18 protein-coding genes are annotated in these 21,413 nt (G+C 74.4%); 9 read left to right on the top strand and 9 right to left on the bottom strand.

Annotation, left to right across the window (positions count from 1 at the left end; all coding sequences use genetic code 11):
* The first annotated feature begins 81 nt into the window (after positions 1-81).
* Positions 82-339 (top strand): hypothetical protein, encoded by a 258-nt coding sequence (locus tag ACVV2G_RS15995; RefSeq protein WP_453843350.1) that lies wholly within the window; start codon positions 82-84, stop codon positions 337-339.
* Between the two features lie 138 nt (positions 340-477).
* Positions 478-2,757 (top strand): catalase, encoded by a 2,280-nt coding sequence (locus ACVV2G_RS16000; protein ID WP_453843351.1) that lies wholly within the window; start codon positions 478-480, stop codon positions 2,755-2,757.
* 149 nt (positions 2,758-2,906) lie between these two features.
* Here the strand turns inward: ACVV2G_RS16000 and ACVV2G_RS16005 are convergent, their stop codons facing one another.
* Positions 2,907-3,818 carry a diacylglycerol kinase family protein gene (locus ACVV2G_RS16005; RefSeq protein ID WP_453843352.1) on the bottom strand — a complete coding sequence of 304 codons (912 nt, stop codon included), beginning with the start codon at positions 3,816-3,818 and terminating at the stop codon, positions 2,907-2,909.
* A 131-nt stretch (positions 3,819-3,949) separates the two neighbouring features.
* Positions 3,950-5,545 (bottom strand): FAD-binding oxidoreductase, encoded by a 1,596-nt coding sequence (locus ACVV2G_RS16010; protein WP_453843353.1) that lies wholly within the window; start codon positions 5,543-5,545, stop codon positions 3,950-3,952.
* A gap of 69 nt (positions 5,546-5,614) precedes the next feature.
* On the opposite strand from ACVV2G_RS16010, the gene ACVV2G_RS16015 reads away from it, so the two are divergent.
* The gene (locus ACVV2G_RS16015) at positions 5,615-6,232 is read left to right on the top strand and encodes a TetR/AcrR family transcriptional regulator (protein WP_453843354.1); all 618 of its coding nucleotides are present in this window, start codon (positions 5,615-5,617) and stop codon (positions 6,230-6,232) included.
* A complete protein-coding gene (locus ACVV2G_RS16020) occupies positions 6,229-7,809 on the top strand; it encodes a glycerol-3-phosphate dehydrogenase/oxidase (RefSeq protein ID WP_453843355.1) in 1,581 nt (526 codons plus the stop codon). Before ACVV2G_RS16015 ends, ACVV2G_RS16020 begins: the two co-directional genes overlap by 4 nt.
* 40 nt (positions 7,810-7,849) lie before the next feature.
* Here ACVV2G_RS16020 and ACVV2G_RS16025 read toward each other — a convergent pair whose 3' ends face one another.
* Positions 7,850-8,116: a hypothetical protein gene (locus ACVV2G_RS16025; RefSeq protein ID WP_453843519.1), complete on the bottom strand. Its 267-nt coding sequence runs from the start codon at positions 8,114-8,116 to the stop codon at positions 7,850-7,852.
* 162 nt (positions 8,117-8,278) lie between these two features.
* Between ACVV2G_RS16025 and ACVV2G_RS16030 the strand changes: the two genes are divergently transcribed.
* Entirely contained in the window at positions 8,279-8,644 is a 366-nt protein-coding gene (locus ACVV2G_RS16030; RefSeq protein ID WP_453843356.1) for an STAS domain-containing protein, read from the top strand.
* A gap of 11 nt (positions 8,645-8,655) precedes the next feature.
* On the opposite strand, the gene ACVV2G_RS16035 is transcribed toward ACVV2G_RS16030, so the two are convergent.
* Positions 8,656-9,042: an ATP-binding protein gene (locus tag ACVV2G_RS16035; protein WP_453843357.1), complete on the bottom strand. Its 387-nt coding sequence runs from the start codon at positions 9,040-9,042 to the stop codon at positions 8,656-8,658.
* 285 nt (positions 9,043-9,327) lie between these two features.
* Positions 9,328-10,668 (bottom strand): endo-1,4-beta-xylanase, encoded by a 1,341-nt coding sequence (locus ACVV2G_RS16040; RefSeq protein ID WP_453843358.1) that lies wholly within the window; start codon positions 10,666-10,668, stop codon positions 9,328-9,330.
* Between the two features lie 225 nt (positions 10,669-10,893).
* On the opposite strand from ACVV2G_RS16040, the gene ACVV2G_RS16045 reads away from it, so the two are divergent.
* Both ACVV2G_RS16045 and ACVV2G_RS16050 read left to right on the top strand, forming a co-directional pair.
* Entirely contained in the window at positions 10,894-13,443 is a 2,550-nt protein-coding gene (locus ACVV2G_RS16045; protein ID WP_453843359.1) for a SpoIIE family protein phosphatase, read from the top strand.
* Between the two features lie 88 nt (positions 13,444-13,531).
* On the top strand, positions 13,532-16,282 hold the full coding sequence (locus ACVV2G_RS16050; protein WP_453843360.1) for a SpoIIE family protein phosphatase: 2,751 nt from the start codon (positions 13,532-13,534) through the stop codon (positions 16,280-16,282).
* Between the two features lie 285 nt (positions 16,283-16,567).
* On the opposite strand, the gene ACVV2G_RS16055 is transcribed toward ACVV2G_RS16050, so the two are convergent.
* Positions 16,568-16,741, bottom strand: coding sequence for a CsbD family protein (locus ACVV2G_RS16055; protein WP_453843361.1), 174 nt, complete (start codon positions 16,739-16,741; stop codon positions 16,568-16,570).
* 155 nt (positions 16,742-16,896) lie between these two features.
* Between ACVV2G_RS16055 and ACVV2G_RS16060 the strand changes: the two genes are divergently transcribed.
* A complete protein-coding gene (locus ACVV2G_RS16060) occupies positions 16,897-17,043 on the top strand; it encodes a hypothetical protein (RefSeq protein WP_453843362.1) in 147 nt (48 codons plus the stop codon).
* 32 nt (positions 17,044-17,075) lie between these two features.
* Here ACVV2G_RS16060 and ACVV2G_RS16065 read toward each other — a convergent pair whose 3' ends face one another.
* Positions 17,076-18,542: an MFS transporter gene (locus tag ACVV2G_RS16065; protein ID WP_453843363.1), complete on the bottom strand. Its 1,467-nt coding sequence runs from the start codon at positions 18,540-18,542 to the stop codon at positions 17,076-17,078.
* A gap of 225 nt (positions 18,543-18,767) precedes the next feature.
* On the opposite strand from ACVV2G_RS16065, the gene ACVV2G_RS16070 reads away from it, so the two are divergent.
* Complete coding sequence (locus ACVV2G_RS16070) at positions 18,768-20,132, top strand: FAD-dependent oxidoreductase (RefSeq protein ID WP_453843364.1); 1,365 nt, start codon at positions 18,768-18,770, stop codon at positions 20,130-20,132.
* A 205-nt stretch (positions 20,133-20,337) separates the two neighbouring features.
* On the opposite strand, the gene ACVV2G_RS16075 is transcribed toward ACVV2G_RS16070, so the two are convergent.
* Both ACVV2G_RS16075 and ACVV2G_RS16080 read right to left on the bottom strand, forming a co-directional pair.
* The gene (locus tag ACVV2G_RS16075) at positions 20,338-20,712 is read right to left on the bottom strand and encodes a roadblock/LC7 domain-containing protein (protein WP_453843365.1); all 375 of its coding nucleotides are present in this window, start codon (positions 20,710-20,712) and stop codon (positions 20,338-20,340) included.
* Between the two features lie 142 nt (positions 20,713-20,854).
* Complete coding sequence (locus ACVV2G_RS16080) at positions 20,855-21,379, bottom strand: roadblock/LC7 domain-containing protein (protein WP_453843366.1); 525 nt, start codon at positions 21,377-21,379, stop codon at positions 20,855-20,857.
* Positions 21,380-21,413: the final 34 nt, after the last annotated feature.

Consider the following 21,413-nt stretch of genomic DNA (forward strand, 5'->3'; position numbering starts at 1 on the left):
CCCCCCGTGCGCGCGCCTCCGGTGGCGCGGCCGACGGCGGCCGGTGACGCTGGTACGGCACCGGTGAAAAGGAGCTGTCCCATGCGCGAGTCGTCGTGGGCCGCGGTCGCGGCCCTGACCGTGTCGATACTGTGCGTCGTTCCCGCCGAGGCCGCCGTGCCGCGTTCCGGCCCGGCCGACACCGCCGCGCTCCGGTCCGCGCGCCTCCCCGGCGACGTGACGGCGGCCCAGTGCATCCAGGGCGGCGGAGTGATCATCGTCTCGGTCGACGGGACGGGGGCGGGCACCTTCACGAAGCGCTGCCAGGGCGGGACCCACGACGGCGAGACCGTCGTCTGAGCCGTCCGCCGCCGTTCCTCGCGCGCCCCATGCCTTGAGTCCCGCTCACTGGGTACGCGGTCACAGCCCATCACGGCATTCGGTACTCGAACATGTCCGGTCGCGTGCAGCGGCCCGCCCAGAACGGAGAAAAGGTCGATGAGCGAGGCCAACCCCCTCAAGCGAGCAGCCCACAAGGTCACCGAGAGCCTGCAGGGCGAGGGAGGCGGACCGGCGGACGGGATTCCCGGCAAGCCCAACTCCGCGACGCCTTCCGTCGCCGAACCCACCGAGCCCCGGGAGCCGCTGCCCCCGAAGCCGGACCAGAGCGGTCCGGACACCGTGTCGCCGACCGGTCAGCCCACCGGAGCCGACCAGGCCCGGGTGGCGCAGTCCGGCAGCTACCTGACCAACGCCCAGGGCACCAGGCTGCACGACACCGACCACTCGCTCAAGGCCGGCCCGCGCGGGCCCGTGCTGCTGCAGGACCATCACCTGCGCGAGAAGATCATGCACTTCGACCACGAGCGCATCCCGGAGCGCGTGGTGCACGCGCGGGGCGCGGGCGCGCACGGTGTCTTCCAGAGCTACGGCACGGCGGCCTCCGTGACCAAGGCGGGGTTCCTCGCCGCGGACGTGGAGACGCCGGTGTTCACGCGGTTCTCCACGGTGGTCGGCTCGCGCGGGTCGTCGGACACCGTGCGGGACACGCGCGGTTTCGCGACGAAGTTCTACACCAGCGAGGGCGTCTTCGACCTGGTCGGCAACAACATCCCGGTCTTCTTCATCCAGGACGCCATCAAGTTCCCGGACGTCGTGCACGCCGCGAAGCCGCACCCCGACCGGGAGATCCCGCAGGCGCAGAGCGCGCACGACACCTTCTGGGACTTCGTCTCGCTGCACACCGAAGCCACCCACCACACCATCTTCTTCATGGGTGACCGCGGCATCCCGCGCTCCTACCGGATGATGGAGGGCTTCGGCGTCCACACCTTCCGGCTGGTGAACGCCGAGGGTGCCACGACGCTGGTGAAGTTCCACTGGAAGCCCAAGCTGGGCGTGCACTCCCTGGTCTGGGACGAGGCGCAGCTCATCAACGGCGTCGACCCGGACTTCCACCGCCGGGACCTCGCCGACGCCATCGAGGCGGGCGCCCACCCGCAGTGGGAGCTGGGCATCCAGACCTTCCCCGACACCCCGGACCAGACCTTCGAGGGCATCGACCTGCTGGACCCGACGAACCTGGTCCCCGAGGAACTCGCGCCGGTGCAGCCCGTCGGGCTGCTGACGCTGAACCGCAACCCGTCGAACTACTTCGCCGAGACCGAGCAGGTGGCCTTCCACGTCGGCCACCTGGTGCCCGGTATCGACGTCACCGACGACCCGCTGCTCGCGGGGCGGCTGTTCTCCTACCTCGACACGCAGATCACGCGTCTGGGCGGGCCCAACTTCCCGCAGCTGCCGATCAACCGCCCCCAGGCGCCGGTCAACGACATGCTGCGCGACGGCATGCACCAGACCGCCGTGCACCGCGGGGTCGCGCCCTACCGGCCCAACTCCCTCGACGGCGGCTGCCCGTTCACCGCCGGGGCGGACGCGGGCGCCTTCATGGAGGCGCCGGTGCGGGTTCCGGAGTCGACGAAGGTGCGCGAGGCTCCGGAGTCGTTCGCCGACCACTTCAGCCAGCCCCGCCGGTTCTGGCTGAGCATGAGCCCGGTGGAGCGCGAGCACATCATCGGCGCCTACACCTTCGAGCTGGGCAAGTGCTACGAGCAGGCCATCAGGGAGCGGACTCTCCAGGTGCTGGCCAACATCGACCCCGAGCTGTGCGCGGGCGTCGCCGAGGGCCTCGGCCTGCCCGCCCCGCAGCCGACCGTGCCGCTGGCCGACGTCGAGCCCAGCCCGGCGCTGTCCCAGGTCGGCGGGGTCTGGCCGACCGAGGGCCGGGTCGTCGGCATCGTGACCGGCGGGGCCGACCTGGAGGGCGTCACGGCGGTGCGGGAGGCGGTGCTGAACGCGGGGATGGTGCCGCTGGTCGTGGCACCGACCGGCGGCACCATCGGCTCGGGCGACGGGGCGCTGACCGTCCAGCGCAGCTACGTCACCGCCCGGTCCGTCGAGTTCGACGCCGTACTGCTGGCGGGGACGCCCGACATGGGCGGTGACGCGCACACCCCGCGGGACTACAAGGCGGCTCCGACTCCCGCCCGGCCGGGGACGATCGACCCGCGGGTGAGCCTGCTGGTGTCGGAAGCGTTCCGGCACGGCAAGGCGATCGGCGTCTGGGCGGGCGGTGAGGCCGCGCTCGACGCGTCGGGCGTGCCCGCGGACGCTCCCGGTGTGGTCGTCGCCGACTCCGGTACCGGGGCCCTGGAGCAGATCACGCGGCTGATGGGCTCCCACCGCGTGTGGGAACGCTTCACCACCCCCCGGGGCTGATCCGCGCGTACGCCCGACGGGCCGGTCGCCGAGGTCGGCGGCCGGCCCGTCGGCGTGCCCGGCACGGGACGGTGTCCGGGGCCGTCGCGGCCTCCTCGGCCTCTCGGCGGCGCCCCGGGAACGGGAGGAGGCCGGGGCCCGGTCCCGGGTCACGCCGCCGGCCCCGCGGACTCCCCCCGGGGGACCAGGACGCGCAGTGCCCCCGGCAGCACCCGGGCCGTGACGGGGACGACGGCCTCGACCTCGCCGTCGGCGCCGTAGGGGACGACCCGGTCGGTCTCGACACGGACCTCCCTGCCGCGCAGGACCCGGACCTGGGGCCTGTGGACGTGGGCCCCCGTCCCCAACTCGTTCATGAGGGCGAAGAACAGCCGCCGCGGCGCCTCGTGGATCATCACCACCTCCAGCAGGCCGTCGTCCACCCGGGCGGAGGGGGCGATCAGGCGGTTGGAGCCGTAGTAGCCCGAGTTGGCGGCCACCACGGTGTAGCCGGTGAACGCGTGCTCCCGGCCGTCGACGGTGACCCGGTAGCGTGTCGCGCGCCAGCCGGCGACGGCGCGCAGGGCGCCCGTGTAGTAGGAGGCGGTGCCGCGCAGCAGGCGCGCGTGGTTGGCGTGGTGGTTGGCGAGCGCGTCGACACCGGCGTAGACGCTGCCGAGCACGACGGTGCGGTCGTGGACGGCCGAGGTGACCTCGATGGTGTCGACGGGACGGGGCTCACCGTGCAGCAGCACCCCGGCCAGTGCCGCCGGCCCGGTGGGCAGCCGCAGGGCGCGGGCGAAGTCGTTGCCGCGGCCGGCCGGGACCAGCCCGAGCGGGGCACCAGTGCCGCTGAGGGCACCGCCGATCGCACCGGCCATGCCGTCACCGCCGACGGCGAGCACGACCCGGCCCCGCCGTCCGGCCCGCCGGGCGAGTTCCCGGGCGTGCGGGAGGCTGCGGCTGTACTCGGTCTCCAGCTCCGCGCCCGCCTCCCGCAGCAGCCGCGCCACCCCGAGCAGCGCGGCGGCCGAGGTGGCGCCGCCCGCGGTGGGGTTGACGACGGCGGTGAACTGTCGCATCGATCTGCCTCCGGGCTGACGGGTGGTGCCGGACTGTTGTCTCACGGGGGCGGGGGCGCCTCGGCGGGCGGGGCGCCGGTCGGCACGGGGGCTCCTGCCGTCCGGGACCGGGCAGCAGCGGGCGCCAGGACTCAGGGCGCGGGCAGGAGGACGCCGGGGCTGAGCAGCCCGGCGGGGTCCAGGCTCCGCTTGACGGCGCGCAGGGCCGCTACGCCGAGAGCGCCCGCCTCCCGGACGTACCAGTCGCGGTGGTCGGTGCCGACTCCGTGGTGGTGGGTGATGGTGCCGCCCGCGGCGAGGATCGCCTCGTTGGCCGCGTGCTTGGCCCGGGTCCAGTGCGCCACGGCGTCGTCGCCCCGGGCCGAGACGACGGTGAAGTACAGGGAGGCGCCGTTCTCGTAGACGTGCGAGATGTGGCACATCACCAGGGGCGGGGTGCCGGCCCCGGTGAGCGTGCCGGTGAGCGCCTCGCACACGGCGGCGTACAGCGCGGGGACGCGGGACCAGTAGGCCGCCGTCTCCAGGGTCTCGGCGAGCGCCCCGGCGTCGAGCAGGGAGTCGCGCAGATAGGGCGCCGAGTAGCGGCCCTGGGCCCAGTGTTCCCCCGGCTCCGCGCCGGCGAAGGTGCCGCCGCACGCGCCGAGCACGTCGGCGGCGCCCTCGCGGCGGTGCGTGGTGTCCTGCCGGGTGCCCTCGAAGCCGACGACCGCCAGGCACCCGGCCTCCTGCCCGGCGAGGGGGGCGCCGATGGCGTCGGGCCGGGCGAGGCCGACCAGCGTCTCGGTCTCGTCGGACAGCCGCAGCACCGTGGGGCGCGGTCCGTCCTGGGCGAGGCGGCGCAGCGCGGCGGCGCCCTGGTCGAAGGAGGCGAAGCGCCAGCCCTCGTAGCGGCGGACCTCGGGAGCGGGCCGCACCCGCACGGTGACCGACGTGATGACACCGAAGGCGCCCTCCGAGCCCAGGACGAGCTGGCGCAGGTCGGGGCCGGCCGCCGAGCGCGGGGCGCGGCCGGTGTCGAGGGTGCCCTCGGGGGTGGCGAGGGTGAGGCCCAGGACCATCTCGTCGAAGCGTCCGTAGCCGGCGGAGGCCTGGCCGCTGGAGCGGGTCGCGGCGAAGCCGCCGAGGGTGGCCCACTCGTAGGACTGGGGGAAGTGGCCGAGCGTGTAGCCCCGTGCGGCGAGCAGCGCCTCGGCCTCGGGTGCGCGCAGGCCGGGTTGCAGGGTCGCGGTGCGGGAGGTCTCGTCGAGGTCGAGCAGGCGGTCCATGCGGCGCAGGTCGAGGGCGACGAAGCCGCCGCGGCGGCCGGGGGCGAGGCCGCCGACGACGGAGGTGCCGCCGCCGAAGGGCACCAGGGCCAGACCGTGCGCGGCGCAGGCCCGCAGGACGGCGAGCACGTCCTCGTGGCCGGCCGGGAGGACGACGGCGGCCGGGGCGTCGGCGGTGTCGCCGCTTCGCATCCGCAGCAGGTCGGGGGTGGACTTGCCGCGGGTGTGCCGGATGCGGCTCTCCACGTCCGTACGCACGTGCTCCGGACCGCCGACGGCGGCCTCCAGGGCGCGGCGGGCGGCCTCGTCCGGCGGTGACACCGGTACGTCGATCTCCTCCAGCGGGACGGCGGCGGTCTCGTGGGGCGGCACGCCGAGCAGTTCGCGCAGCAGCCCGGTCACCGTGTCGGGCAGCGGCGTCGCCCTGGCCGGGTCGCCCCAGCCGTTCCACAACATGTCCATCGCCTGTCGTCCTCACGGTCGGTGCGGGGTTGCCGGCTGCGCGGCCCCACGGGCGTTACACTGTTACACATGACGCCTAACCGTCACAACAACGCGAGCCGGCCGAACGCCGCGGACAACGACACGGTGCTGGACGCCGTACGCGACTGCGTGCTCGCCGTCGGGGTCCGCCGCACCACGATGACCGACGTCGCCCGCCGCGCCGGTCTCTCCCGGATGACGCTGTACCGGCGCTGGCCCGACGTGCGGTCCCTGGTCGGCGACCTGATGACCCGGGAGTGGATCGCCGTGGCCACCGACGCCGTCCCCGCGTCCCGGCCGGGTGCGCACGCGCGCCTGCGCGTCGTCGAGGGGCTGGTGACCGGGGTCGGGGCGTTCCGCGCCCACCCGCTCTTCCGCAAGATCGTCGACGTCGACCCCGAGCTGCTCCTGCCCTACGTGCTCGACCGGCGCGGAGCCAGCCAGGAGGCCCTGCTGGAGCTGCTGGCCGACGCGCTCGGCGAGGGTCACGCCGACGGGTCGGTGCGACCGGACCACCTCGGGCGGCAGGCACGGTCGGTGCTGCTGATCGTCCAGTCCTTCGCCCTGTCGCTGCGGACCATGGCCGACGAGGACGACGCCGAGCTGACCTCCACGGCCTTCCTCGCGGAGCTGCGGACCATCCTGGAGAGGACCCTCGCGCCATGAGCCCGGCCGGCGACCCCGCCACCGGGTCCTCCCTGTCCGCCGCACGCCGCTCGCGCGAGCTGAGCGACACCGTCGGCGGCCCGGTCGTGGACGTCCTGGTCGTCGGGCTCGGCGCCACCGGCGCGGGCACCGCGCTGGACGCCGCGGCCCGCGGGCTGAGCGTCGTCGCGGTGGACGCCCACGACCTCGCCTTCGGCACCTCGCGCTGGAGCTCCAAGCTCATCCACGGCGGTCTGCGCTATCTCGCCTCCGCCCAGCTCGACGTCGCCCACGAGAGCGCGGTGGAGCGCGGTGTGCTGATGGCACGCACCGCGCCGCACCTGGTACACGCCCAGCCGTTCGTGCTGCCGCTGACGCCGCTGGTCCCCCGCGGCCGGGCCGCGCTGGCGTGGGCCGGGTTCCGGGCCGGCGACACCCTGCGCCTGGCGGCGCGCACGGCCCGGTCCACGCTGCCCGCGCCGCGCCGGCTGTCGGCGGTGGAGACCCGCCACCTCGCTCCGGCGGTGCGCTCCCACGGGTTGCGCGGCGGGCTGCTGTCCTGGGACGGACGGCTCACCGACGACGCCCGGCTGGTGACCGCGCTCGCCCGGACCGCCGCCGCCCGCGGTGCCCGCGTCCTGACCCGCGTCCGGGCGCTGGAGCTGACCGCCTCCGGCGCGCGGGTGCGCGACGAACTCACCGGTGAGGAGGGCGTGATCCGCGCCCGTGCGGTCATCAACGCCTCGGGCGTGTGGGCCGGCGGCCTCGTGGACGGCATCCGGGTGCGGCCCTCCCGCGGCACCCACCTCGTGCTGCGCTCCGACCGGCTCGGCCCGCTCCCCGCGGGTCTGCACGTGCCGGTCCCCGGCGAGACCAACCGCTTCGTGCTGGTCCTCCCCCAGGGCGACGGCCGCGTCTACGTCGGGCTGACCGACGAACCCGTCGACGGGGACGTCCCGGACGTGCCCGAGGTGCCCGAGACCGACGTCGGCTTCCTGCTCGACGTGCTCGGTTCCGTACTGGACGTGCCGGTCCACCGCGAGGACGTGGTGGGCGCCTTCGCGGGCCTGCGGCCCCTGCTGGACACCACGTCCGCCGGCCGGCCCGAGGGATCCCGCACGGCGGACGTCTCGCGCCGGCACGCGGTGCTCACCTCGTTCCAGGGCGTGATCACCGTGGTCGGCGGCAAGCTCACCACGTACCGGCGCATGGCCGAGGACGCCGTGGACGCCGCCGTCGCCGCCCGCCGGCTCGGCGCCGGCCCGTCCCCCACCGCCGCGCTCCCCCTGGTCGGCGCCGCCGCCCCCGACGTCCTGGCCGCGCTGCGGGCGCCGCGCCGCCTGGTGCGGCGCTACGGCACCGAGGCACCGGCCGTACAGGCCCTCGCCGCCCGGGACGCCCGGCTCGGCGAGCGGGTCCTGCCGGACCACCCCGTCACGCGGGCCGAGCTGCTCTGGGCGCTGCGCCACGAGGGCGCCCTGGACGAGGCCGACCTGCTCGACCGGCGCACCCGCATCGGTCTGGTGCCCGAGGACCGGGCGGCGGCGCTGGAGGCCGCACGCGACCTGGTCGGCGGGGCCGGGGCCCGGCGGGGCTGAGACCTGCCGGGGCAGCGGGCACAGGGCCGGCGGGCGCCGGTCAGCCGTCCTGGACGGCCTTGCGGACCTTCGCCTCGATCTTGTGCCGGGACTGGCCCCCCTCCTTGACGTACTCGGTCATCGCGGTCTGCGCGTCCCGGTCCAGGTCGCGCCAGGCCCGTACGGCCGTCTCGTAGGTGTGCGACTGCCGCGGGGTCCACCGGTGCTGCGTGGGAGGCCCGTACGAGTCGCGCAGTTCCTCGACCCGGCGCCGCGCCAGATCCGCCGCGCGACGCTTGTGCACGAGCTCCTCGAATGTGTGATCCACCACACTTCGACCGTAGTCAGAGGAGCGCTCTCGCGCGCGTCGGGGCCGTTACCGCCGGTCGCGGTGGCCCCCGGTCCGTCACAAGTGGTCCACACGGGCTCCCGAGAGCCTTAACATCGAGCGACCGACGACGGCCGGGCATATGCGAGAGGTGAGGAAAACGTGGCGGACATCGAGGGAGCGGCAGTACCGGAGCGGCTGCTGATCACCCGTACCACCACGGGCGACGGCGTCAGCGTCGTCACCCTCGCCGGTGAGGTCGATCTCGACGGCAGCAGCCAGCTCAGCGACGTCCTGCTGTCCTGCGTGCAGACGACTCCGGGCACGGTCGTCGACTTCGGCGAGGTGGGCTTCCTGGACTCCAGCGGCATCAACGTGCTCATCACCGCCCACCGGGCCGCGGAGTCCCGCGGCGTCTGGTTCCGGATCGCCGCGCCGCAGCACGCCGTGGAGCGCGTGCTGCAGCTCGTGGGCGTCGACACGCTCATCAGCTGCTTCCCGACCGTCGACCAGGCCCTGGCCTCCTGAGGCGGGGCGCGTCAGCGCAGCGGCAGGCGCGCGTGGACGGTCTTGCCCGTGGCGTTGGGTTTGGTGATGACCTCGTCGCACAGCCGGGTCACGATCTCCAGACCGTGCCGGCCCACCCGCAGGGGGTCGCGGGGCAGGAAGGTGGGATAGCCCTCCCCCGTGTCCGACACCGCGATCTCCACGCCGTCCTCCGCCAGCGTCAGCTCCAGGCGGCAGGGGCCGGGAGCGTGACGGAGCGCGTTGGTCACCAGCTCGCTGACGACCAGGCGGGCGGCGTCCAGGAAGGTGTCGGCCGGTTCCACGCCCTGCGCGGCGAGTCTCGCGACGAAGCCGTGCACGACGTCCCGGGAGGCCGGGATCATCGCCGAACCGCCCCTGAACTCCACCACCGTGGACACGACCGGTGCGTCCGCGGCATCGGGTCTGCGCGCCGGAGTCATACAGAGCCTCACCGTCCGGTACGGGGCCGATAGAGGAGAGCGCGGGCCCCGGCCCTTCACGATACGCACCGGGGCGCTGCTCGCGATCTCTTTGCCCCAACTTCCGCCGGACTCGCCGTTATTCGGACAGGCTCGGGCCGAGTGTGCCGTACAGCGCGCCGTCCCGGTCGGTGTCGGGCACGCGAGGGGGCGCACCGGCCCGCCGGGCCTCGTCGGGCCCGAAAGGCCGGTGCGCCGGGCGGTTCAGGAGGCGGTGCAGGCTCCGACCGCGGGCGCGGCGTCGCTGCCGTTCTTCGTCACGGTGAAGCCGAAGCTGGTCGACGCGCCGGCCGCCAGGGGGCCGTTCCAGCTCGGCCGGGCCGTCATGACGCTGCCGCCGCCGTCCCAGGTGGTCGTGGCGTTCCAGGCCGCCTGGACCCGTTGCGGCGAGGGGAAGGTGACGGTCGTCGACCAGGAGCCGATGGGCTCGCTGCCCGCGGTGATGGTGACCTGGCCGTTGTAGCCGCCGTTCCAGTCCGCGGTCCGGGTGTACGTGGCGGTGCAGGACGCCGTGCCGTCGCCCGGGTCACCGCCGCCGTCACCGCCGAGGGCCGTGAGGACGGCGCCGTAGGCGGGCTTGGCACGGTAGTCGCCGTCGAACAGCAGCGGGGTGCCGGCGCTGCGCCACGAGTACCTGTCGGTCACGCCCCAGACGGTGATGCCGGTGCAGCGGTCCACGGCGAGGCAGGCCGTGACCACGCGGGCGTAGCTGTCGGCCTGGGCGGTGCCGGAGCCCTCGATGTCGAGCTCGGTGATCTGGACGTCGACGCCGAGGTCGGCGAAGCGCTGGAGGTTGGCCTGGAAGTCGGCGGGGACCGGGGAGTTGCCGTTGAAGTGCCCCTGGAATCCGACGCAGTCGATGGGCACGCCACGGGACCTGAAGTCCTGGACCATCCGGTAGACGGCGGTGCTCTTCGCGTTGACGCCGTCGGTGTTGTAGTCGTTGTAGCAGAGCTTGGCGGCCGGGTCGGCGGCGCGGGCGGTGCGGAACGCCTCCTCGATGAAGCCGTCGCCCAGCTTGTCCTGGAACGGCGAGCTGCGCCGGGCCCCGCTGCCGCCGTCCTGGAACGCCTCGTTGACCACGTCCCAGCTGTGGATCCGGCCCTTGTAGTGACCCATCACGCGGTTGATGTGGTCGTTCATGGCGGTGCGCAGGTCGGCCGCGCCGAGACCGCCCACCCAGGGGGGCAGCTGGGAGTGCCAGACCAGGGTGTGACCGCGGACGTCCATGCCCTGGCCGCGGGCGTGGTTCACGACTTGGTCGGCGGCCGCGAAGGTGAAGGTGCCGCGGGTGGGCTCGGTGGCGTCCCACTTCATCTCGTTCTCGGGGGTCGCCGAGGTGAACTCGCGGTTCAGCGTGGCGGTGTAGCCGGCCTCGTCGAGGTGGTTCGCGGCGACGGCGGCACCGAAGGAGCGGCCCTGGCCGGCCGCCGCCGACCCGAGCGTGTCGGCGGCTTCGGCGGAGTGGGCCGCGGTCGTGAGCGCCGCGGCGGCCACGAGGCCGGCGGTGGCGGCTCCCGCCAGTCGTAACAGAGTCATGCGCATGTCATCCCGTTCCCTGAATCGGTGTGCGGAGGCCGTTCGGAAGGGCGAGACCATTCGAAAGTTTCGTTCAGCTTTCCGAATGTCGCGGAGGAGGTTACGGACTCCGGCCCGCGAGGTCAACGCCCGTCGCGCTCACCCGTACGGCCCGACCGCGTGCGCCACCCGGGTCCGTGGCGCATCCTTGGTGTGTCGCCCGCGTGACGGCGCACGGACGAGGTGGGGCCGATGACTGCAGGCGCCGACGACGCAGACCGGATGCCCGCGAGGCTGCCGGAGCTGCTGATCGACGCCTCCGCCCACGCGATCAGCGCCGCCGACGGCCACGCCGGCGGGGTCTACCTCCCCTCCCGCACGCCCGGCCTGCTGCGGCTGGCCGTCCTCGCCGGGCTGCCGGGACCGCTGTTCAGACCCTGGTGGCAGCTCCACACCGACAGCCCCTTCCCCGTGGCCGACGCCTTCCGGCGGGGGGTGCGGGTGGTGCTCGCCAACGCCGCCGAGACGATGCGCCGCTATCCGCAGTTCGCGGCCGGCCTGCCGTTCCCCTTCGGGTCCCTGTACGTGCCCGTCGTCGGCGCGGCGCGGACGTACGGCGTCCTGACCGTCCTGCGGCCCGCCGCCTCGGACATCGCCGAGGTGGTCGAGGGCGTGGAGCGGATGGAGCGGCTGGCGCGGGAGCTGGGCGCGGCACTGGAACGGCTGGGCGACGGTCCCGACGCGCCGCCCGCCCTCTGGGACGGCGAACCCCTGTGCGTCCGGCCGCCCGCGTCGGTACGGCACCCGCAGCACGCCGGAAGCTTCGCCTGGGACCCGACCACCGGCGCCGTCCTCCTCGACGAGCCGCTGCGCGCCCTGCTCGGCCCGGACCGGATCGCCGGGGAGGCCGCGACCACGCTCGACGCCCTCACCCGCACCCTGGCTCCCGACGACGGTCACCGGATCGCCGCGGCCCTGCGCCAGACGGCCGGCGGCCTGCCGGCCCCGCTCCCCCTGCACGTGCGGACCGCGGACGGCGCCCTGCTCCTGGTGGAGCTGTGGCGCCCCCAGGGCCCGCCGGGCGCCGGCGGAGCGGTGCGGGGCGTCGTACGCGACCCGTCCACCACCACCGTGGCCGACGCGGCGGCCGACCTGCTGCCGGACGGCGTGTTCTGCATGGACCGGCTGGGCACGATCGTCTACGCCAACCGGCGCGCCGCCGAACTGCTGGGCCGGCCGCGGGCACGGCTGCGCGGCCGTTCCCTCTGGGAGGCCGTGCCCTGGCTGGACCAGGCCGCCTGCGAGGACCACCTGCGCGGCGCTCTGCTCACCCCCGGGCCGGTCCGCTTCCACGTCCGGCGCCCGCCCGACGGCAGCCGCCGCACCACGCCGCAGCCTTACGAGGGGGACTGGCTCGCCGTCGACGTGCACCCCGGGCCGGACCTGCTGACCGTCGCGCTCCGCCCGGCCAACCGGGTGGCGGACGCGACCGCCGGTCTCACCCCCGGCCACGACACCCCGGGGGCGGTGACGGCCGACGCCCCCGCGCCGGACGCCGCCGCCGTCACGGCGCCCGTGTACCGCCCGATCGTCCTGGCCGTGGCCCTCACCGAGGCGGTCACCGCCCGCCAGGTGTCCGCCGTGGTCATGCGGGAACTGCTCCCGGCGTTCGGCGGCCGACGGCTCGCCATCTACCTGCTCCAGGAGCGGCACCTGCACCTGGCCTGGGAGACCGGCTTCCCGCCCGGCTTCCTGGCGCCCTTCGAGGGGGTGGCGCTGGACGCCCGGCTGCCCGGGGTGGAGACGCTGACCAGCGGCCGGCCGCTCTTCTTCGGCTCGATGCAGGCGCTGGCCGCCGCGTACCCCGGCATCCCGCTGGACGCCGCGGAGGGCGCCCGCGCCTTCCTGCCGCTGATCGCCTCCGGACGCCCGGTCGGCTCGTGCATCCTCGGTTTCGACCGCGTCCGCAGCTTCGGCACCGAGGAGCGCACGGTGCTCACCGCCCTCGCCGGGGTGATCGCGCAGGCGATGGAGAGGGCCCGGCGCTACGAGTCGGAGACCGCACTCGCCCGGGGGCTTCAACGGGTGCTCCTGCCCCGGCGGCTGCCGGCGCACCCCCTGCTGGAGACCGCGGGACGCTATGTGCCCGGGACCCAGGGCATGGACGTGGGCGGGGACTGGTACGACGTCGTCGCCTCGGGGGACGGCATGGCCCTGGTCATCGGCGACGTACAGGGGCACGGGGTGCAGGCGGCGGCCACCATGGGGCAACTGCGCAGCGCCGTGCGCGCCTTCGCCCTCGGCGACCGGCCGCCCGACGAGGTGCTGAGCGGCGTCAACCACCTGCTGACCGATCTGGACCCGGGTCTCTTCGCGAGCTGCTGCTACCTCCGGCTGGACCCGGCCACCGGACGGGTCTGCGCGGCCCGCGCGGGACACCCGCCGCCCCTTCTGCGCCACCCGGACGGACGCACCGAGGCGCTGGACCTGCCCGGCGGGGTGGTGCTCGGCGTGGACCCCGGCGCCCGGTACCCGCTGACGGAGTTCCGGATCGGCCCCGGCGCCGTGCTCGCCCTGTACACGGACGGGCTGGTGGAGCGGCCCGGCACCGACATCGACGAGGGCATCACCGCCCTCGGACTGGCCCTGTCCGAGGCCGGCGCGGCCGACGCACGGCCGGGTGGCCCTCCGCTGGCGGGCATCGCCGACCGGCTCATCGTCACCGCCCGCCACGCCACGGACCGCCCCGACGACATCGCCCTGCTGCTCGCCACCCGCCGCCGGCACGGCGGGCCGCGGTGAGCGCGCCTGCGGGCCCCGGCCCCGCGGTCCGTCCCGTCACCGAAGGCGTCCCTCGCCTCCCCGGGCCCGGCAGTGTAGACATGGGCACATGGTCCGACTGAGGGGTCGATCGGGAGAACGGTCACCCCGTCGTCCCAGCGTCCCGCCCGTCCGGCACCGGCGGGACGCGGGCCGGCCACGGCGGGGAGAGGACGCGGGACGGCGGCGCACCGCGGCGCTGCGCTCGGCCCTGTCCGGACGCAGCGTCGCCGGCCAGGTCTTCGCCATGAACGTGGTCATCGTGCTGCTGCTCGTGGTCGCCGCGGCCGTCGCGCTGGTGCTCCAGGTACGGCACGACAGCGACGTGGAGGCCCGCAACCGGTCGGTCTCCGTGGCCGCGACGTTCGCGAACTCCCCCGGCATCCGCGAGGCGCTGCGCGCCCCCGACCCCACCGCGGTCCTCCAGCCGCGGGCGGAGGCGACGCGCGAGGCGACCGGCGTGGACTTCGTCGTCGTCATGAACACCGACGGGATCCGCTACACCCATCCCAAGCCCGACCGGATCGGCAAGCAGTTCGTGGGGGACATCGCCCCCGCGCTGGCCGGGGAGACGGTGACCGAGGAGATCGAGGGGACCATCGGCCCGCTGGTCCAGGCGGTGGTCCCCGTCGAGGCGGCCGACGGAGAGGTCGTGGGCCTCGTCTCGGCCGGCATCACGACGGAGAACGTGGGCGGCGTCGCCGACCGGCAGCTGCCGCTGGTGCTGACCGCCGCGGCCGTCGGGCTCGCTCTGGCCACCGGCGGCACCGCGCTCGTCAGCCGGCGCCTGCTGCGGCAGACGCACGGCCTGGGACCGCACGAGATGACCCGGATGTACGAACACCACGACGCGGTCCTGCACAGCGTCCGGGAAGGCGTGCTCATCGTCGGCGGGGAGGGCCGGCTGCTGCTCGCCAACGACGAGGCGCGGCGCCTGCTCGACCTGCCGCCCGACGCCGAGGGACGGCACGTCCTGCGCCTCGGCCTCCCGGACGACACGGCGGAGCTGCTGACCTCCGGGCGGGTCGCCACCGACGAGGTCCACCTGGTCAAGGACCGGTTGCTGGCGGTCAACCAGCGGCCCACGGACGTACGGGGCGGCCCGGCCGGCAGCGTCGCCACCCTCCGCGACTCCACGGAGCTGCGGTCCCTGTCCGGCCGGGCCGAGACCGCGCGCGAACGCCTGGACATCCTGTACGCCGCGGGCGTGGCCGTCGGCACCGGACTGGACGTCGGCCGGACCGCCGAGGAGCTGGCGGAGCTGGCCGTGCCCCGGTTCGCGGACTACGTGAGCGTGGACCTGTTCGACACCGTACTGGCCGGCGGCCAGCCGGAGGGCGTGACCCCGTTGCGCCGCACGGCCCTCAGGGGCATCCGCGAGGACGTCCCGCTCTACCCGGCGGGCCGGAAGCTGCGCTTCGTGGCGACCTCCCCGCAGGGCCGGTCCCTGGACACCGGGCGGCCCGTGCTGGAGCCCCGGCTCGGCAAGGCCCGGGGCTGGCAGGCCCAGGACCTCGAACGCTCCGCCCAGGTCGTGGCGTACGGCGTCCACTCGCTGATCACCGTGCCGCTGCGCGCGGGCACCCTGACGCTCGGGGTGGTCAGCTTCTGGCGTTCGGAGAGGCCCGAGCCGTTCGACGAGGACGAACTGGCCCTGGCCGAGGAGCTGGTCGCACGCGCCGCGGTCTCCATCGACAACGCGCGCCGCTACACGCGCGAGCACAGCATGGCGGTGACCCTCCAGCGCAGTCTGCTGCCCCGCAGGATGCCCGAACAGAACGCCCTGGACGTGGCCTACCGGTACCTGCCCGCCCAGGCGGGGGTCGGCGGGGACTGGTTCGACGTACTGCCCCTGTCGGGCGCCCGTGTCGCGCTCGTGGTCGGCGACGTCGTCGGTCACGGGTTGCACGCCGCGGCCACCATGGGGCGGCTGCGGACGGCGGTGCACAACTTCACCGCCCTCGACCTGCCGCCCGACGAGCTGCTCGGTCTGCTGGACGAGCTGGTCGGCCGCATCGACCAGGACGAGGCGGCCGACGACGGCACCGCCCCGGTCACCGGCGCGACCTGCCTCTACGCGATCTACGACCCGGTTTCCGGCACCTGTGTGGCGGCCCGGGCGGGGCACCCGCCGCCGGCGCTGATCCGGCCCGACGGCAGCGTGGAGTTCCCCGAGGTACCCGCCGGTCCGCCCCTGGGCCTGGGCGGCCTCCCGTTCGAGACGACCGAGCTGCACCTGGCGGAGGGCAGCCGGCTGGTGCTGTACACCGACGGGCTGGTCGAGGACCGGGAGCACGACATCGACGTCGGCCTGGAGCACCTGCGCCGGGCGCTGGAGTCGGCCGGCGAGTCACCCGAGGAAACCTGCCGGACCGTCCTCGACGCCCGGCTCCCGGACCGGCCGGGGGACGACATCGCCCTGCTGGTCGCCCGCACCCGTGCGCTCGGTCCCGACCGGGTCGCCGAGTGGCAGGTCCCGAACGACCCGGCGGCGGTCGGCGAGGTGCGGGCCCGGGTCACACGGCGGCTGGCCGCGTGGGGGCTGGACGAGCTGGCGTTCACGACGGAGCTGATCCTGAGCGAGCTGGTCACCAACGCCATCCGGTACGGCGGGGAGACCGTGCAGGTCAGGATGGTGCACGACCGCAGCCTGATCTGCGAGGTGTTCGACAGCAGCAGTACTTCGCCGCACCTTCGCTACGCGGCCATGACGGACGAGGGCGGACGCGGACTCTTCCTCGTCGCGCAGCTCGCCGAGCGCTGGGGGACGCGTTACACACCGGCCGGAAAGGTCATCTGGGCCGAGCAGCCGGTGCCCTGACGGAGGCGGGCGCCGCTCCCGGACCGCGGAACAGGAGGAGTCCCCCCGCGACACCGGCCGGGGCGGCACGGCGCAGCGCGTCCCCCTGTGGGAGGGCGGCGGCGACCCGGACCCCGGCCCGCCGCCGGACCGGCACGTGTACGGAGACAGCTGTCCCATCGACCGGCCCCACCGCCCCCGAGCGGGCTCCACCGGGCACGACGCGGGCCCCACCGGGCACGACGCGGGCCGCGGGACCGGCCGTGTGCCGGTTCCGCGGCCCATGTGCCGCCGTCCGTTCCGGTGTCAGTGCCGGAACGCGTCCTTGCCCTTCTCCTTGGCCTGCCGGGCATCGCCCTTGGACTGCTCGGCGCGGCCCTCGGCCGTCATCCTCTCGTTGCCGACGGCCCGGCCGACCGTTTCCTTGGCCTTCCCCTCGGCCTGCTCCGTCTTGGCCTTGGACTTCTGATTGCCGGCCACAGTGGTCCACCTCTCGGCGTTGGCTTGTGATGTCCCGCCCCTACGGGTCGCCCGGCTCGCCGGCGTCAAACCCGCGGACGGCCGCCGGGGTGACCGGACGACCGCGGGGTAGGCGGAGCGTCAAGGCAGATCCGTCGTCGACTCGGAGGAACGTCATGGCCGGAGTACTGAACCGGATCAAGCGGTTCGCGCGCAGCCCCCAGGGCCGTCGCGTGACCGAACAGGCCCGTCGGGCCGCCTCGGACCCCCGCCGTCGGGCGCAGGCCCAGCAGATGCTGCGCAGGTTCGGCAAGCGCCGCTGAACCCGCCGGGCCGGTGCCGCCGGAGGCCCGTCTCAGCCGTGACCCGCGTGGGTGTGGCTGTGGGACGCCTCCGGCGGGCAGCGCCCGTCACCGCCGGAGCGGTCCCGCCGCCAGTCGAGGACCGCGACGGCCAGCGCGCACAGCATGGCGGCGACCCCGGAGCCGACCGACAGGGCCACGGCGTCCTGGTAGTCGTCGTGGGCGTTGAGCGTCAGGTAGAAGAGCCCGGGCAGCGCGGCGGTGCCCACGGCGCCGCCCAGCCGCTGCCCCGTCTGCAGGGCACCCCCGGCGGCGCCCGCCATCCGCACCGGGACGTCCCGCAGCGTCATGGTGATGTTCGGGGAGATCACACAGCCGCTGCCGAGCCCCCCGACCAGCAGGGCCGGAGCCGCGAGCAGGGCGGCACGGTCGGCGGGCGCGAGCCACAGCACCAGCGTGGTGACGCCCAGTCCGGTCATCACGCCGACGAGCCCCCAGACGGTCAGCAGCCGCCCCAGACGTTCCACGAGCCGGCCCGCCACGGCCGCGGCGACGGCGGAACCCACGGCGAACGGGGTCACCGCCAGTCCGGACATGAGGGGCGAGTAGCCCAGCCCGTTCTGGAAGAAGAGCGCGAAGACGAGCCACACGCCGCTGAACCCAACGAAGTACAGGGCGGCCAGGCCCGCGCCGGTGGCGTAGCCGCGGGTCTCGGTGAGCAGCGCGGGGTCCAGCAGCGGCTCCCCGCCGCGGTGGGCGACGCGGCGCTCCCAGCGCGCGAAGGCGGCCAGGACGAGCGCCCCCACCGGAAACAGCCACCACACCCTGCCCACCCCGCCACCCTCGGCGAGCACCAGGGGCAGCATCAGGGCCAGGATGCCGGCGCCGAGGAGCACGACACCCACCGGGTCCAGCCGGCCCCGGCCGCCGGGCGCCACCCGGGGCAGCAGGCGCAGGCCCAGCAGGAGCGCCAGCACGCCGACCGGCACGTTGACGTAGAAGATCCACCGCCAGCCCCCGGGGCCCGCCAGTGCCAGGATGAGGCCGCCGACGACCGGCCCCACCGCGCTGGACACCCCCACGGTGGCACCGAAGAGCCCGAACGCCCGTCCTCGCTCCGCGCCCCGGAACAGTTGCTGGATGAGCGCCGAGTTCTGCGGCGCGAGGCTGCCCGCGGCGACTCCCTGGGCGATGCGGGCGACCACCAGCAGTTCGATGCCGGGCGCGGCCCCCGCCGCGGCGCTGCAGACCACGAAGGCGGCCAGCGCGGCGAGGAAGACCCGGCGTCTGCCGAACGCGTCGCCGATCCGGCCGGCCGTGACCAGGGTCAGGGCGAACGCGAGGGCGTAGCCGGACACCACCCACTGCACGGACGCCGCCGAGGCGTGCAGTTCGCGCTGCAGGGACGGCAGGGCGACGGCGACGATCGTCACGTCCAGCAGCGTCATGAAGCCGGCGACCAGCGTCACCCACAGGCCCCGCCACCGGTCGGGATCCGGGCGTTCGTCCGGACGGTGCACGGGGGCTCCCCTCGTTCCTCATGAGACGGGTGCGGGACGCGCTCGCCGCGCCCCACGCCTGCGTCACCCGTGGTGGAGATCTGAAACCCGCGCCACAAAGGACAACCGTGAGATCTCATAAGTCGGCCTTATGCCCTCATAGGCCGGACCCGCGTACCGACTTAGGCATGCCTTAGTTTAGGCTTCCCGGTGAGTCGATCTGTCGCCGCTCGAAGGGAATCGAACATGCCCCGCCCTCTGCGGGTCGCCATCGTCGGATCCGGCCCCGCCGGGATCTACGCCGCCGACGCGCTGCTCAAGTCCGAAGTGGCCGCCGACCCGGGCGTCTCCATCGACATCTTCGAGCGCATGCCCGCCCCGTTCGGACTGATCCGGTACGGCGTCGCTCCCGACCACCCGCGGATCAAGGGCATCATCACCGCCCTGCACCAGGTGCTCGACAAGCCGCAGATCCGCCTCTTCGGCAATGTGGACTACCCGACCGACCTGAGCCTGGACGATCTGCGGACCTTCTACGACGGTGTGATCTTCGCCACCGGCGCCACGGCCGACCGCGCTCTGTCCATCCCCGGCATCGACCTCGACGGCTCCTACGGCGCGGCCGACTTCGTCTCCTGGTACGACGGCCACCCGGACGTGCCGCGCACCTGGCCGCTCGAGGCGGAGAAGGTCGCCGTCCTCGGTGTCGGCAACGTCGCCCTCGACGTGGCCCGCGTCCTGGCGAAGACCGCGGACGAACTGCTGCCGACCGAGATCCCGCCGAACGTCCACGAGGGCCTCAAGGCCAACAAGGCGCTGGAGATCCACGTCTTCGGCCGCCGCGGTCCGGCACAGGCGAAGTTCAGCCCGATGGAGCTGCGGGAGCTGGACCACTCCCCGAACATCGAGGTCATCGTCGACCCCGAGGACATCGACTACGACGACGGCTCGATCGCCACCCGACGCGGCAACAAGCAGGCCGACATGGTCGCCAAGACCCTGGAGAACTGGGCGATCCGCGACGTCGGCGACCGGCCGCACAAGCTGTTCCTGCACTTCTTCGAGTCGCCCTCCGAGATCCTCGGCGAGGACGGCAGGGTCGTCGGCCTGCGCACCGAGCGCACCGCGCTGGACGGCACCGGCAACGTCAAGGGCACCGGCGAGTTCAAGGACTGGGACGTCCAGGCGGTCTACCGGGCCGTGGGCTACCTGTCCGACCAGCTTCCCAAGCTGCCCTGGGACATCGACTCGGGCACGGTCCCGGACGAGGGCGGCCGGGTCGTCCAGGAGTCCGGCGAGCACCTGCAGTCGACGTACGTCACCGGCTGGATCCGGCGCGGCCCGGTCGGTCTGATCGGGCACACCAAGGGCGACGCCAACGAGACGGTGTCCAACCTGCTGGACGACTACGCGCACGGCCGGCTGCAGACGCCCGCCTCGCCCGCTCCGGAGGCGGTGGACGCCTTCCTCGCCGAGCGGAACGTCCGCTTCACCACCTGGGACGGCTGGTACCGCCTGGACGCCGCGGAGAGGGCGCTGGGCGAGCCGCAGGGGCGTGCGCGCGTGAAGCTCGTCGAGCGTGAGGACATGCTCCGGGAGAGCGGCGCCTGAGTTCCGGCGGCCGGTGCCGGGGTCTCACCGCGAGGCACCGGCACCGGCCGCGTTCCGGTGGCTTTCCTACGGTGACCGTACTGCCCACGGCTCCGCCGGACAGTTTCTGGAAGCGATCGGTGCCCCGCCCGGCGGCGGACCGACGCGACGGGCGGGCGGGGGCGGGTGTCGCCCCCGCCCGCCCCGTCGAGCGGTCCGTCCGGGCTCAGACCTCCAGTTCGGTCTCGATCCGGCGCAGTTGGTGACGGGCCATCGCCAGGTTGGCACGGTTCGCGTCGAGCACCAGGTAGAGGAACAGCCCGTTGCCGCCGCGTCCCTTGAGCAGGCGGATCATGTGGTACTGGGTGCTCAGGGTTATCAGGATGTCCTCGATCTCCTCCTTCAGACCGAGGTGCTCCATGGTGCGCAGCTTGGACCGCACGACGTCGGTGTTGCCGGCGGCGGCGACCTCCAGGTTGAAGTCCTTGCCTCCGCCCAGCGTGCCGAGGGCCATTCCGCTGGTGTAGTCGACCAGCGCGGCGGCGGTCGCTCCGTCGATGGAGCTGAGGCATTCCTTGAGCGAGGTCTCCAGGTTGGCCATGCGTGGGTTCCTTTCCGGACGTGATCAGTACGCGGTGGTGGACCGGTACGCGGTCGTCGGGTGTGTACGCGGTGGTGGGGTCGATACGTGGTCGGGGCCCGAGGCCGGTACGCGGTCAGGAGGCCGGCACTCGGTCGTGGGGTCAGGTCGGCCGGCGGTGGCCGCCGGCCCGGGGGCTCGGTTGGTGGGTGGGCCGCTGCGGGGTGCGCACCGGCAGGGTGCCGATGGGGCGCAGGGCGTCCGCGGGGAGCGCCGCGACGTGTTCGGCGGCCGGGGCGCGACCACGCTCCTGGCCGATGCGGGCCACGACGAGTTCCCCTATCCGGGCGCCGCTGCGCCGGCCCTCCAGGTGCAGCCGCCCCACGTTGACCCGGTCGTCGGCGAGCAGGGTGAGCACGGCGGCCGGACCTGCGGCGTAGACGGCGACGTAGCCGTCGGCCCCGCGCAGCAGCAGCTCACGGAACCCGCCGCGCGCGGTGTCCTCGGCCATGCGGTGGGCGACGCCGAGGGCGGCGGCGGTCAGCGCGGCGAGTCCCTCGGGTTCGGTTCCCGGCGCGTCGTGGGCGAGGACGAGTCCGTCGACGGTGGCCGCGAGCGATCCGGTCAACTGGGGCACACGGTTGCGCAGTCGGTGCAGTTCGTCCAGGACGTCGCTCTCGACGGCCATGAGCAGTCTCCTTTCGGCACGCTGGCGGCGCGCG

Source organism: Streptomyces sp. JK94 (assembly GCF_053613315.1).

What these genes read in the sequence shown, in the direction of transcription:
- ACVV2G_RS16045 (WP_453843359.1), top strand. Translation starts at nt 10,894, where the DNA reads ATGACTGCAGGCGCCGACGACGCAGACCGGATGCCCGCGAGGCTGCCG.
- ACVV2G_RS16020 (WP_453843355.1), top strand. Translation starts at nt 6,229, where the DNA reads ATGAGCCCGGCCGGCGACCCCGCCACCGGGTCCTCCCTGTCCGCCGCA.
- ACVV2G_RS16005 (WP_453843352.1), bottom strand. Translation starts at nt 3,818, where the DNA reads ATGCGACAGTTCACCGCCGTCGTCAACCCCACCGCGGGCGGCGCCACC.
- ACVV2G_RS16000 (WP_453843351.1), top strand. Translation starts at nt 478, where the DNA reads ATGAGCGAGGCCAACCCCCTCAAGCGAGCAGCCCACAAGGTCACCGAG.
- ACVV2G_RS15995 (WP_453843350.1), top strand. Translation starts at nt 82, where the DNA reads ATGCGCGAGTCGTCGTGGGCCGCGGTCGCGGCCCTGACCGTGTCGATA.
- ACVV2G_RS16015 (WP_453843354.1), top strand. Translation starts at nt 5,615, where the DNA reads ATGACGCCTAACCGTCACAACAACGCGAGCCGGCCGAACGCCGCGGAC.
- ACVV2G_RS16080 (WP_453843366.1), bottom strand. Translation starts at nt 21,379, where the DNA reads ATGGCCGTCGAGAGCGACGTCCTGGACGAACTGCACCGACTGCGCAAC.
- ACVV2G_RS16070 (WP_453843364.1), top strand. Translation starts at nt 18,768, where the DNA reads ATGCCCCGCCCTCTGCGGGTCGCCATCGTCGGATCCGGCCCCGCCGGG.
- ACVV2G_RS16050 (WP_453843360.1), top strand. Translation starts at nt 13,532, where the DNA reads ATGGTCCGACTGAGGGGTCGATCGGGAGAACGGTCACCCCGTCGTCCC.
- ACVV2G_RS16010 (WP_453843353.1), bottom strand. Translation starts at nt 5,545, where the DNA reads ATGGACATGTTGTGGAACGGCTGGGGCGACCCGGCCAGGGCGACGCCG.
- ACVV2G_RS16060 (WP_453843362.1), top strand. Translation starts at nt 16,897, where the DNA reads ATGGCCGGAGTACTGAACCGGATCAAGCGGTTCGCGCGCAGCCCCCAG.
- ACVV2G_RS16075 (WP_453843365.1), bottom strand. Translation starts at nt 20,712, where the DNA reads ATGGCCAACCTGGAGACCTCGCTCAAGGAATGCCTCAGCTCCATCGAC.
- ACVV2G_RS16040 (WP_453843358.1), bottom strand. Translation starts at nt 10,668, where the DNA reads ATGCGCATGACTCTGTTACGACTGGCGGGAGCCGCCACCGCCGGCCTC.